Below are 12,142 nucleotides of genomic sequence, written 5' to 3'. Positions count from 1 at the left end.
TCGCCGACGGCTGGGCCTACGCCCGACTCTACGAATCAACCGACCAACGCGACATCGCCTTACCGGGCTGGCTCCACTTCTACAATCACCACCGATCCCACTCCGCCATCGGAGGCCAGCCGCCGATCACACGACTGACCAACCTCCCTGGACATCACAACTAGCCGCTCAGCAGCATCGCGTACTGCGCGGCGACCTGCTGTTGAGCGTCGAGCAGGTTGTCGGCTGTGGTTTCGATGGCGTAGCGGTCCGCGGCGCCAAGGCAGTAGAAGGTCTTGTCCTTCAGCTGCAGGCAGCGGCTGTCGGGCAGGTTGTTGACCGGCTTGGCCGGCTGCGACGTCGGCTGCAGTTCGGCATAGAAACCGTCGACGATTTTGGTCGCGCCCGAGGGATCCTTGGTCTGGTAGACGTTGGTCTTCGCCATCGCCGCGAGGTCCATGCCGATCTCGGCGAACAGCTTGGCCGAGCGGGCGGGATCCGATTGGAATTGCAGCGCGCCGCGCTGCTCGTAGGTGGCGTTCTGGATCGGGGTGGCTTCTTTTTCGGGGACCGGGATCGTGCGCGCCAGCAGTCCGGTCGGATCAAGCGAGATGTCGGCGAACTCCGACGGATCGGTCGCGCGGAACTTGTCGATCGCGGGCCCCTGCAGGTCGATGGTCTTGGCGACCAGCCCGACGGCCGGGTCTATTCCGTCGACGGCCTGCGCGAGTTGCATGAACACGTACTGCCCGTGCGCAGTGAACGCGCGCACGGCGTTCCACTTCTTGCCTGTCGAGCCCTCCGTCTGGGTGTAGCTCGCCGCCTTCGTGTCCGGATGCCCGGGAATCTGGGCGGGCTGCACGCCCTCCCCCGTCTTGGTCGCGATGTCGCCGAACTCGGTGGCCGCCGCGGAGGCGGCGCCGGGATCGGCGAACCGCAGCACCGCGTTCAGCAGGATCTTCTGACCGTCCTGGGTGCGCGCCGAGGCGAAGCCGTTGATGAACCCGTGCTGGCTGGCCGCGGCCGCGAACGTCTCGGGGCCGATCTGCGCCAGCGCGCCGACATTCGGCAGCACCGTGGCACCGAAGCCGAACCATCCGGTGACGGCTGGGTCGACCTCCCATGGGCCGATGACGTTGTTGGCCATCCGCTGCGATTCGACGAACACTCCCCGGTCCGGATCGCCCGTCACGCCGAGCGGCTGGGCCGGCTGCGTCGGGTACGGCCCGACGTCGAGCTTGCTGACGTCGATCGACGGGCCTGCCGCGGCACCCGACGGCTTTACCGCGGAACCGTCGACCGTCGAGGAACACGCGGCGGACAACAAGGCCACCGACACAATTGCGATATACGCGAGCCGCATTCGAAAAAAGCTACCGTGCCCGGGTCGAATTACAACGGCCGCCCGCGCGGTGTTCAAAACCATTCAGCGGGATTCGAATAAACGAGGCGAGCCACCCGAATTGGGCAACTCGCCTCGTCTCGACTCATCTCATGTGTGGGCGAAGGGGGACTTGAACCCCCACGTCCCGAAGGACACTGGCACCTGAAGCCAGCGCGTCTGCCATTCCGCCACTCGCCCCAACAACCGGGGGAGCCTATCACGCTGGCCACCCCGCTCCCCAACCGTACCGATTCGGCGACCTGGGCTGCCAATACGGCGTGAGTGCATCACGATCAGACAGCCTGACCTGCATCGATTCGATTCTCAGAATTCTGTTGGTCCCGCTGCGATGCGCTCGGCCGATACCATGCAGATAAGCCAGGTGCCCAGGCGACACGCTGGCGCACCCGTCGATGAGCAGGACCGACGGACAACTACGAGTGAGGCGGGCGGTGATATGGGTCTGGTCGACCGCATCGAACGCAAACTCGAATCGACCGTCGGCGACGCCTTCGCCCGCGTGTTCGGCGGATCGATTGTCCCGCAAGAAGTCGAGGCCATGCTGCGCCGCGAGGCCGACGCCGGCGCGCGCGAAGTGCTCGGTGACCGTATTTTGGCCCCAAACGACTACGTCATTACCCTCAGTGTGCCTGACTATCAGAAGGTGAGCGCCGACCCGGACCTCACGTCATCGACTTTCGCCAAGCACTTGGAGGGATACATCCATGAGCAGGGGTGGCAAACGTATGGTGATGTGGTCGTCAGATTCGAGGCGTCACCGAACCTGCACACCGGACAGTTTCGCGCGCGTGGAGCGGTCAACCCCGATACGACCAAAGGCGACACCGCCCCACCACCAGACCGTGCGTCCTACGCAGAACCAGGAGTACCACCGATGAGCGACAATCCCAGTTACCGCGGCCAGGGACAGGGGCGGCCCGCCGACGAGTACTACGACGAGCGGTACGGCCGACCCGACGATCGCGGCCAGTATCCGCCGCAGGAGGGCGGTTACCCGCAGCAGGGCGACCAAGGTTATCCACCGCGGCAGGGCTACCCCGAGCAGGGTGGCTACCCGGACCACGGCGGCTACCCCGAGCAGGGCGGCTACCCGCCGCCGCCTTACGAGCAGCGCCCGCCCGCGGGTTACGGCCCGCCGCAGCAAGGTGGCGGCTACCCGGACCAGGGCTACCGGCAAGCGCCGGGTGGCTACGGCCCGCCGCAGGGCGGCCAGCCCGGTTACGGCGCGCCCGCCGGTGACTACGACTACGGCCGTCAGGCCGACGGCGGCTACGGTCGCCAGGAGCCGCGCCCGGCGTACCCCGACCAGGGTGGCTACCCGGAGCAGGGCGGCTACCCCGATCAAGGGGGCGGCTACGGCGGTCAGACATACGGCAGGCAGGACGCCGGTTACGGCGCCCAACCGGACTACGGCCGCTACGGCGAGCCGCCCGCCGGCGCCGGCTATGCAGAACCGGGCTACGCCGAGCCTGCCGGCGGTGGCGGCTATGACTACGGCCAGCAGGGCCAGGCCGCCGGATACGGCGGCTACGGCCAGGGCGACTACGCGGCGGGTGCGACGACGGTCACACTGCAGCTCGACGACGGCAGCGGGCGGACTTACCAGCTGCGTGAGGGCGCGAACGTGATCGGTCGCGGGCAGGACGCGCAATTCCGGCTTCCCGACACCGGGGTGTCCCGCCGCCATCTGGAGATCCGCTGGGATGGCCAGGTCGCGCTGCTTTCCGACCTCAACTCGACCAACGGAACCACGGTGAACAACGCACCAGTACAGGAGTGGCAGCTGGCTGACGGCGACGTGATCCGGCTCGGCCACTCCGAGATCATCGTCCGCGTTCACTGAAAACCCGGCCCGGTTCTGGGCGGCGCAGGCCGGGAGAAGCGAACGCTTCACCCTCACGTCGATCGCTGTCCAAGTATCGTGACGTTGCCGAAGGTGGCTTGAGTCGTTTCGGCGGGCCGACGCAACGTAAACGGGAGGGGGCCGGAGCCGCTGCGCCGGCGACATTGAACCTCGGAGAGGACGTCAGATGCAGGGGTTAGTACTGCAGCTGACGCGCGTCGGATTTCTGCTGCTGTTGTGGTTGTTCATCTGGTCGGTGCTGCGCATCCTGCGGACCGATATCTATGCGCCGACCGGAGCGGTCATGGTGCGACGGGGCCTGGCGTTGCGCGGCTCGCTGTTGCCCAACAGGGGCCGCCGCAACGTGGTGCGTCAGCTCGTGGTGACGGAGGGCGCGCTGACCGGCACCCGGATACCGCTGGGCACACAGCCCGTGCTGATCGGCCGCGCCGACGACTCCACACTCGTGCTGACCGACGACTATGCCTCGACCCGGCACGCCAGACTGTCGCCACGAGGTTCGGAATGGTATGTGGAGGACCTAGGATCGACCAACGGCACATACCTTGACAGGGCGAAGGTGACTACGGCGGTACGGGTTCCGATGGGCACGCCGGTTCGAATCGGCAAGACGGTAATCGAGCTGCGCCCGTGACCCTCGTTCTGCGATATGCGGCGCGCAGCGACCGCGGCCTGGTTCGCGCCAACAATGAGGACTCGGTTTACGCCGGTGCGAGGCTGCTCGCCCTCGCCGACGGGATGGGCGGGCACGCCGCGGGTGAGGTGGCCTCGCAGTTGGTCATCGCGGCCCTTGCACACCTCGACGACGACGAGCCGGGCGGAGACCTGCTCTCCAAGCTCGACGGCGCGGTCCGCGAGGGCAACTCCGCGATCGCCGCGCACGTGGAAGCCGATCCCGAACTCGAGGGCATGGGCACCACGCTGACCGCAATTCTGTTCGCGGGCAACAGGCTTGGGCTCGTCCACATCGGCGACTCGCGCGGTTACCTCCTCCGCGACGGGGAACTGGTCCAGATCACCAAGGACGACACGTTCGTTCAGACGCTGGTCGACGAGGGCCGGATCACTGCCGAGGAGGCGCACAGCCATCCGCAGCGCTCCCTGATCATGCGGGCGCTCACCGGCCACGAGGTCGAGCCGACGCTGATCATGCGCGAGGCGCGGGCCGGTGACCGGTACCTGTTGTGCTCCGACGGTCTGTCCGATCCGGTCAGCCACGAAACCATCCTCGAGGCGCTGCAGATCGCGGATGTCGCCGAAAGTGCGGACCGGCTAATTGAATTGGCGTTGCGCGGCGGCGGCCCGGACAACGTCACGGTGGTGGTGGCCGACGTCGTCGACTACGACTACGGCCAGACTCAGCCCATCCTCGCCGGTGCGGTGTCCGGTGACGACGACCAAACCGCGCCGCCCAACACCGCGGCCGGTCGCGCCTCCGCGTTCAACCCTCGCCGCAACGAGGCCAAACGTGTTGTCCCGCAACCGGAAGAGCCCGAGCAGAAGCCACGGTCCCGACGACGAATACTGATCGCCGCGGCGCTATTGGTTCTTGTGGTGCTTGCCGGGCTTGCGGTCGGCCGAGAAATCGTGCGCAGTAACTACTACGTCACCGAGCACGACGGCACGGTGTCCATCATGCGTGGTGTTCAGGGATCGTTTCTGGGGTTGGCACTTCAGGAGCCGTACCTGCTGGGATGTCTCAACGCGCGAAATGAGCTGTCGCTGATCAGCGTCGGGCAGTCCAAGAACAACCTGGACTGTCGCATGCTCGGGGTCAACGACATGCGGCCATCGGAACGTGCACAAGTGGTTGCCGGCCTGCCGTCGGGCTCGCTCGACGACGCGATCGCCCAGATCGAGGAGCTTGCCCGCAGCTCGGTACTCCCGACGTGTGCACCGCGCACGCCGACGTCCACCACGACCTCACCGGCGCCGCACCTACCCGAAACACCGGTGAACCCAGGCATTCCCGAGTCCAGCCCCGGCTCCCCCGAGCCAGAAACGCCGACCACGGTGACCGCGCCTGCGCCCCCACCGCCCGGTCCGCCGCCACCCGGTGCCCCCTCGCCGCCGCCATCGCCCAGCCCGCAGCCCACCGTGACGGCATTGCCGCCCCCGCCACCAGAACCGGGAACGAACTGCCGGGAAATCTCATGACGACCCAACCGCAGTCGCCTGTCACCGTCACGCCGCCGCTGCCGAATCGTCGCAATGCCGAGCTGTTTCTGCTCATCTTCGCGACGCTGATCACCACCATCGCACTGCTTCTCGTCGAGGCCAACCAGGAGCAGGGTCTGCACTGGGATCTCGCCCAGTACTCGGTGGCGTATCTGGCATTATTCACCGGCGCGCACCTGGCGATCAGGCGGTTCACCCCGTATGCCGACCCGTTGCTGGTGCCGGTGGTCGCGCTGCTCAACGGCCTCGGTTTGGTGATGATTCACCGGCTCGACCTGGCCGCGGGCGGCCCGCCGGAAAAAGGCCTGGGCGGCACGGCGAATCAACAGATGCTCTGGACACTGGTTGGCGTCGTCGCCTTCTGCCTGATGGTGATCTTCCTGCGCGACCACCGGATGCTGGCGCGCTACGGATACGTTTGCGGCCTGACCGGTTTGGTCCTCCTAATCATCCCCGCCGTGCTTCCCCGCTCGATGTCGGAACAGAACGGCGCCAAAATCTGGATCGAGTTGCCCGGCTTCTCGATTCAACCCGCGGAGTTCTCCAAAATCCTGCTGCTCGTCTTCTTCGCCGCGGTGCTGGTGGCCAAGCGCAGCGTGTTCACAAGTGCCGGAAAGCATTTCCTCGGCATGGACCTGCCGCGGCCGCGTGACCTGGCCCCGCTGCTGGCGGCCTGGATCGCCTCCGTCGGCGTGATGGTGTTCGAGAAGGACCTCGGCACGTCTCTTCTGCTGTACGCGTCGTTCCTGGTGTTGGTGTACGTCGCCACCGACCGGTTCAGCTGGGTGGTCATCGGCCTGGCCCTGTTCGCCGCGGGAAGCGTTGTCGCCTATCACCTTTTCGACCACGTTCGGATCCGGGTGGAAACCTGGCTCGATCCGTTCGCCGACCCCGACGGCGCCGGTTATCAGATGGTGCAGTCGCTGTTCAGCTTCGCCACCGGTGGCATCTTCGGCACCGGCCTCGGCAACGGTCAACCGGGCACCGTGCCCGCCGCGTCGACCGACTTCATCATCGCGGCGGTCGGCGAGGAACTTGGTCTGGTCGGGCTGGCCGCGGTGCTGATGCTCTACGCCATCGTGATCATCCGTGGACTGCGCACCGCCATCGCGGTTCGCGACAGCTTCGGCAAGTTGCTGGCCGCCGGACTGGCGGCGACCTTGGCGATCCAATTGTTCATCGTGGTCGGCGGTGTCACCAGGTTGATTCCGTTGACCGGGCTGACCACGCCGTGGATGTCCTACGGCGGTTCGTCGCTGTTGGCCAACTATGTCCTGCTGGCGATCCTGGTGCGCATCTCGCACGCCGCCCGCCGACCGATAGTCACCCGGCCACACTCCACGCCGATAGCGGCGGCGAGCACCGAAGTGATCGAGAAGGTATGAACACCTCGCTGCGCCGGATTGCGGTCACGATCATGGCATTGATCGTGCTGCTGTTGGCCAACGCCACACTGACCCAGGTCTTCACCGCCGACGGGCTGCGTTCGGATCCGCGTAACCAGCGGGTGCTGCTCGACGAGTACTCGCGGCAGCGGGGCCAGATATCCGCAGGCGGCCAGTTGCTGGCGTATTCGGTGTCCACCACCGGACGGTTCCGCTTCCTGCGGGTCTACCCGAACCCGCTGGCCTACGCCCCCGTCACCGGCTTTTATTCGCTGAGTTATTCGAGCGCCGGCCTGGAACGCGCCGAGGACACCATCCTCAACGGTTCCGATCAGCGGCTGTTCGGGCGGCGGTTGGCGGACTTCTTCACAGGCCGCGACCCGCGCGGCGGCAATGTCGCGACCACCATCAATCCGCAGGTTCAGCAGGCGGCCTGGGACGCGATGGAGGGCGGCTGCAACGGCCCATGCAAGGGCGCGGTGGTGGCGCTGGAGCCGTCGACCGGCAAGGTGTTGGCGATGGTGTCCTCACCGTCCTATGACCCCAATCTTCTTGCCACACATGATGTTCAGGAACAATCCAATGCGTGGCAGCAGCTGCGTGACAACCCCGACTCGCCGCTGCTGAACCGGGCGATCGCGGAGACCTACCCCCCTGGTTCGACGTTCAAGGTGATCACCACCGCGGCCGCGCTGCAGGCCGGCGCCACCGAGAACACCCAACTGACGTCCGCGTCGCGAATTCCGTTGCCTGACAGCACCGCGACGTTGGAGAACTACGGCGGCGCGGCGTGCGGCGCGGGTCCGACCGCAACCCTGCGCGATGCGTTCGCCAAGTCGTGCAACACCGCGTTCGTCCAACTCGGCATCAACACCGGGGCGGACAGACTGCGGTGGACGGCGGCGGCGTTCGGGCTCGACAGCCCGCCCGCCGCGATTCCGCTTCAAGTCTCGCAGTCCACCGTGGGCCCGATCGCCGATGCCGCCGCCCTTGGCATGTCGAGCATCGGGCAGAAAGATGTCGCTCTGACGCCGCTGCAGAACGCGCTGGTCGCCGCCACCATCGCGAATAAAGGGGTGACCATGCAGCCCTATCTTGTCGATAGTCTGAAGGGACCCGACCTCGCCAACATCAGCACGACTGCTCCACGCGAGGAGCGTCGGGCGGTGTCCGAGCAGGTGGCGAATACACTTACGGATTTGATGGTCGCCGCCGAGCAGGTGACGCAGCAGAAGGGAGCCATCGCCGGCGTGCAGATCGCATCGAAGACCGGCACGGCGGAGCACGGCACGGATCCGCGCAACACACCGCCACATGCCTGGTACATCGCTTTCGCGCCGGCATCGGCTCCCAAGGTTGCCGTTGCCGTCGTCGTCGAGAACGGTGGCGACCGGCTGTCCGCGACCGGCGGTGCGGTGGCCGCTCCCATTGGCCGCGCGACCATCGCGGCGGCGCTGCGGGAGGGTTCATGAGCGCGCGCGTCGGAGTCACGCTGTCCGGCCGATACCGGCTGCAGCGGCTGATCGCCACCGGCGGCATGGGCCAGGTCTGGGAGGGCATCGACTCCAGGCTCGGCCGCCGCGTCGCCATCAAGGTGCTCAAAGCCGAGTACTCCACCGACCCTGAGTTCGTCGAGCGGTTCCGCGCGGAGGCTCGCACCGTCGCGATGCTCAACCACCCCGGAATCGCCAGCGTGTACGACTACGGCGAGACCGAGATGGACGGGGAGGGCCGCACCGCGTACCTGGTCATGGAACTCGTCAACGGCGAACCGCTGAACTCGGTGCTCAAGCGCACCGGACGGCTGTCGCTGCGGCACGCACTCGACATGCTCGAGCAGACGGGCCGCGCCCTTCAGGTCGCGCACACCGCGGGTCTGGTGCATCGCGATGTGAAGCCGGGCAACATCCTGATCACGCCGACCGGCCAGGTGAAGCTCACCGACTTCGGCATCGCCAAGGCCGTCGACGCGGCGCCGGTCACCCAGACCGGCATGGTGATGGGCACCGCGCAGTACATCGCGCCGGAACAGGCGCTTGGCCACGACGCCACCGCGGCCAGCGACGTGTACTCGCTGGGAGTTGTTGGCTACGAATCGGTTTCGGGCAAACGGCCGTTCACCGGCGACGGGGCGCTGACGGTGGCGATGAAGCACATCAAGGAGACGCCGCCGCCGCTGCCCGCCGACCTGCCGCCCAACGTGCGCGAACTCATCGAGATCACGCTGGTGAAGAACCCCGGCATGCGGTACCGGTCCGGCGGGCCGTTCGCCGACGCGGTGGCCGCCGTGCGGTCTGGTCGCAGGCCGCCGCGGCCGAACCAGGCGCCGTCGATCGGCAGGGCAGCGCCCGCGGCCGTGCCGTCGGCCGCACAAGCGCGGGCGGCCGCCGATCTGACCGGCCGGGCACCGGCCACCACGGCAAGGCCACGCCCTGTCACCGGCAGCCACCGCAGCTCCCCGCCGCCGCGACGCACCTTCTCGTCGGGCCAGCGCGCGTTGCTGTGGGCGGCCGGTGTGCTCGGCGCGCTTGCCATCGTGATCGCGGTCCTGATCGTGCTGAACGCACAAGACAAGAAGGACCGGCAGTCACCGCCGCCGACCGTGACGAATACGATTACCGAAACAACCCCCTTCCAGTCGCCGACGGCGATGCCCGGTTGGACCGATGAGGGCATCTTCGGACAAGGTGAAGGGGATACCGACTTCGTTGCCTGGCAGGCAAGGGTGCAGGTGGCACCGTGGGCGGCGGAGCCGGCCGACCCGCGACCCGCAGCTTCAGAACAGACATGGAAATGACGACCCCGCAGCATCTGTCCGACCGGTATGAACTCGGTGACATCCTTGGCTTCGGCGGCATGTCCGAGGTGCATTTGGCGCGCGATCTGCGGTTGCACCGCGACGTCGCCGTCAAGGTGCTGCGCGCCGACCTGGCCCGCGACCCGAGCTTTTATCTGAGATTCCGCCGCGAGGCGCAGAATGCGGCGGCGCTGAATCACCCGGCGATCGTCGCGGTGTATGACACCGGTGAGGCGGAGACCGCCACCGGGCCGTTGCCGTACATCGTGATGGAGTACGTCGACGGCGTCACGCTGCGCGACATTGTGCACACCGAGGGGCCGATGCCCGCCAAGCGGGCGATCGAGGTGATCGCCGATGCGTGCCAGGCGTTGAACTTCAGCCATCAGCACGGCATCATCCACCGCGACGTCAAACCCGCGAACATCATGATCAGCAAGGCCGGCGCGGTCAAGGTGATGGACTTCGGCATCGCCCGCGCGCTGGCCGACGCCAACAGCGTCACGCAGACCGCCGCGGTGATCGGCACCGCGCAGTACCTTTCCCCGGAGCAGGCCCGCGGCGAGAAGGTCGACGCGCGCTCCGACGTCTACTCGCTGGGCTGCGTGCTCTACGAAATTCTTACTGGCGAGCCACCTTTCATCGGTGACTCACCCGTCGCGGTGGCGTATCAGCATGTCCGCGAGGATCCGGTGCCGCCGTCGCAGAGGCACAGCGACATCACCCCGGAACTGGACGCGGTGGTGCTCAAGGCGCTCGCCAAGAACCCGGACAACCGTTACCAGTCCGCCGCGGAGATGCGCGCCGACCTGGTGCGCGTGCACAGCGGCGAGGCGCCCGAGGCGCCGAAGATACTCACCGACGCCGAGCGGACGTCCCTGTTGGCGTCGCCCACCTCGGAGCACCGCACCGATCGGACCGACCCGGTCGGACGCCCTCCGATGCGATACGACGACAAAGAAGAGCGCGGCGGTTCGGTCGGGCGCTGGCTGATCGCCGTTGCGGTGCTGGCGGTGCTGACCGTGGTGGTCACGGTCGCCATCAACATGTTCGGCGGCAATACCCGCGATGTGCAGGTGCCCGACGTCAGCAACATGGTCAGCGCCGACGCTATCGCCAAACTGCAGAACGCCGGCTTCAAGGTAAACCCGCTGCAGAAGTCGGATTCCACCGTCCCGCCCGACCACGTCATCGACACCAACCCACCGGCCAACACCTCGGTCAGCGCCGGCGACGAGATCACCCTCAACGTGTCCTCCGGTCCCCAGCAGCGCGAGGTCGTCGACTGCAAGAACCTCACCTATGCCGACTGTGTGCAACGGTTGACCAACGCGGGCTTCGGGAAGTTCAAGGAGAGCAGGTCGGAGTCGACGCCCGAACAGAAGGACCGGGTGCTGACCACGATTCCGGGTCCCAACCAGACGTCGGCGGTCACCAACGAGATCACCATCGTCGTCGGCGACGGGCCGAGGAGCAGGCAGGTGGCCGACGTCAAGGGCCAGACGGAGTCGCCGGCCAGGCAGATCCTCACGGCGTCCGGCTTCGTCAACGTCGTGCCGGTTCAGGTCGACAGCGCAGCGCCCTGCGGTCAGGTGATCGGCACGGTTCCTTCGGCCGGGCAGGAAGCCCCCGTTGATACCCCGATCCAGTTGCAGCTGTCACAGTGCAACCAGTTCGTGATGCCCGATGTGCGAGGCGGCTTCTGGACCGACGTGGAGCCCAATCTGCGCGCGGGCTACGGCTGGACCGGCCAGCTGATCCGCGCGCCCGACGTGCAGAACAGCGGTCAGCGGACCAACGCGGTGGTGACGCAGAGCCCGGCCGCCGGAACACCGGTCAACAAGGACGCCCCGATCACGCTGGCGTTCGCGTCGTAGCGGCCCGCACCGCCTCCGCGACCTCGTCCTCTAGCTGGCGCACCAGCGACTCCGAGGGCGCGGCGCCGCAGAAGCCCAGCCAGTTGGCGAGCATCCGGTGCCCGCCTTCGGTGAGGATCGACTCGGGATGGAACTGCACGCCGTGGATCGGTAGCTCGACATGGCGCACGCCCATGATCACGCCGCCCTCTGTACGGGCGATGACGTCCAGTTCGGCGGGCACGGTGTCGGGCAGGATCGTCAGCGAGTGGTAGCGCGTCGCGGTGAACGGGTTCGGAAGCCCCTGCAGCACACCACAATTCGAATGGAATACGGTGCTGGTCTTACCATGCAGCAGTTCGGGTGCGCGGTCGACCGTGCCGCCGAACGCCACCCCGATCGCCTGGTGCCCGAGGCAGACCCCGAGCAACGGAGTCTTTGCCGCCGCGCACGACTTGACGAGCGGGATGGAGGCCCCTGCGCGTTCCGGAGTGCCGGGGCCGGGGGAGAGCAGCACCCCGTCGAACTGCTCAGCTGCCCTGGCGGTGTCGGCGTCGGTGGCCAGGCGCTCGTCGTCGTTGCGCCACACATCCGCGTGCACACCGAGCTGGCCCAGATACTGGACCAGGTTGAACACGAAGCTGTCGTAGTTGTCGACGACCAAGACCCGCATCAGCC

General features: G+C 67.1%; 10 protein-coding genes and 1 tRNA gene. 8 read left to right on the top strand and 3 right to left on the bottom strand.

The features are described 5' to 3' along the window. Window positions 1-164 (top strand): integrase core domain-containing protein (locus ACGFK1_RS23185; protein ID WP_393434763.1); only part of this gene is annotated, 164 nt, incomplete at its 5' end. On the opposite strand, the gene ACGFK1_RS23180 is transcribed toward ACGFK1_RS23185, so the two are convergent. Beyond that, on the bottom strand, window positions 161-1,342 hold the full coding sequence (locus tag ACGFK1_RS23180; protein WP_393434708.1) for a hypothetical protein: 1,182 nt from the start codon (window positions 1,340-1,342) through the stop codon (window positions 161-163). The genes ACGFK1_RS23185 and ACGFK1_RS23180 overlap by 4 nt on opposite strands. Before the next feature lie 136 nt (window positions 1,343-1,478). After that, window positions 1,479-1,561 (bottom strand) — tRNA-Leu (locus tag ACGFK1_RS23175). Window positions 1,562-1,820: 259 nt separating this feature from the next. Between ACGFK1_RS23175 and ACGFK1_RS23170 the strand changes: the two genes are divergently transcribed. From ACGFK1_RS23170 to pknB, 7 genes are all read left to right on the top strand, one after another. Beyond that, entirely contained in the window at window positions 1,821-3,227 is a 1,407-nt protein-coding gene (locus ACGFK1_RS23170; RefSeq protein WP_393434760.1) for an FhaA domain-containing protein, read from the top strand. A 187-nt stretch (window positions 3,228-3,414) separates the two neighbouring features. Then, on the top strand, window positions 3,415-3,882 hold the full coding sequence (locus ACGFK1_RS23165; RefSeq protein WP_067798202.1) for an FHA domain-containing protein: 468 nt from the start codon (window positions 3,415-3,417) through the stop codon (window positions 3,880-3,882). After that, a complete protein-coding gene (locus tag ACGFK1_RS23160) occupies window positions 3,879-5,405 on the top strand; it encodes a PP2C family protein-serine/threonine phosphatase (protein WP_393434704.1) in 1,527 nt (508 codons plus the stop codon). The genes ACGFK1_RS23165 and ACGFK1_RS23160 overlap by 4 nt, the downstream gene beginning before the upstream one ends. Then, complete coding sequence (locus ACGFK1_RS23155; RefSeq protein WP_393434701.1) at window positions 5,402-6,811, top strand: FtsW/RodA/SpoVE family cell cycle protein; 1,410 nt, start codon at window positions 5,402-5,404, stop codon at window positions 6,809-6,811. Before ACGFK1_RS23160 ends, ACGFK1_RS23155 begins: the two co-directional genes overlap by 4 nt. Then, entirely contained in the window at window positions 6,808-8,283 is a 1,476-nt protein-coding gene (gene pbpA / locus ACGFK1_RS23150) for a D,D-transpeptidase PbpA (protein WP_393434698.1), read from the top strand. The genes ACGFK1_RS23155 and pbpA overlap by 4 nt, the downstream gene beginning before the upstream one ends. Continuing rightward, on the top strand, window positions 8,280-9,608 hold the full coding sequence (locus tag ACGFK1_RS23145) for a protein kinase (RefSeq protein WP_393434695.1): 1,329 nt from the start codon (window positions 8,280-8,282) through the stop codon (window positions 9,606-9,608). Before pbpA ends, ACGFK1_RS23145 begins: the two co-directional genes overlap by 4 nt. Next, on the top strand, window positions 9,605-11,485 hold the full coding sequence (gene pknB, locus ACGFK1_RS23140; RefSeq protein WP_393434692.1) for a Stk1 family PASTA domain-containing Ser/Thr kinase: 1,881 nt from the start codon (window positions 9,605-9,607) through the stop codon (window positions 11,483-11,485). The genes ACGFK1_RS23145 and pknB overlap by 4 nt, the downstream gene beginning before the upstream one ends. Here the strand turns inward: pknB and ACGFK1_RS23135 are convergent. After that, window positions 11,463-12,137, bottom strand: coding sequence for an aminodeoxychorismate/anthranilate synthase component II (locus ACGFK1_RS23135; protein ID WP_393434689.1), 675 nt, complete (start codon window positions 12,135-12,137; stop codon window positions 11,463-11,465). The two genes, pknB and ACGFK1_RS23135, sit on opposite strands and share 23 nt — an antisense overlap. Between the last annotated feature and the right edge of the window lie 5 nt (window positions 12,138-12,142).

This window comes from Mycobacterium sp. NPDC048908, assembly GCF_043197955.1.
Classification (GTDB): Bacteria; Actinomycetota; Actinomycetes; order Mycobacteriales; family Mycobacteriaceae; genus Mycobacterium.
This window is presented reverse-complemented; position numbering and strand designations above follow the sequence as displayed.

Coding starts and splice junctions, on each gene's coding strand:
- ACGFK1_RS23180 (WP_393434708.1), bottom strand. CDS start 1,342: ATGCGGCTCGCGTATATCGCAATTGTGTCGGTGGCCTTGTTGTCCGCC.
- ACGFK1_RS23170 (WP_393434760.1), top strand. CDS start 1,821: ATGGGTCTGGTCGACCGCATCGAACGCAAACTCGAATCGACCGTCGGC.
- ACGFK1_RS23165 (WP_067798202.1), top strand. CDS start 3,415: ATGCAGGGGTTAGTACTGCAGCTGACGCGCGTCGGATTTCTGCTGCTG.
- ACGFK1_RS23155 (WP_393434701.1), top strand. CDS start 5,402: ATGACGACCCAACCGCAGTCGCCTGTCACCGTCACGCCGCCGCTGCCG.
- pbpA (WP_393434698.1), top strand. CDS start 6,808: ATGAACACCTCGCTGCGCCGGATTGCGGTCACGATCATGGCATTGATC.
- ACGFK1_RS23145 (WP_393434695.1), top strand. CDS start 8,280: ATGAGCGCGCGCGTCGGAGTCACGCTGTCCGGCCGATACCGGCTGCAG.
- pknB (WP_393434692.1), top strand. CDS start 9,605: ATGACGACCCCGCAGCATCTGTCCGACCGGTATGAACTCGGTGACATC.
- ACGFK1_RS23135 (WP_393434689.1), bottom strand. CDS start 12,137: ATGCGGGTCTTGGTCGTCGACAACTACGACAGCTTCGTGTTCAACCTG.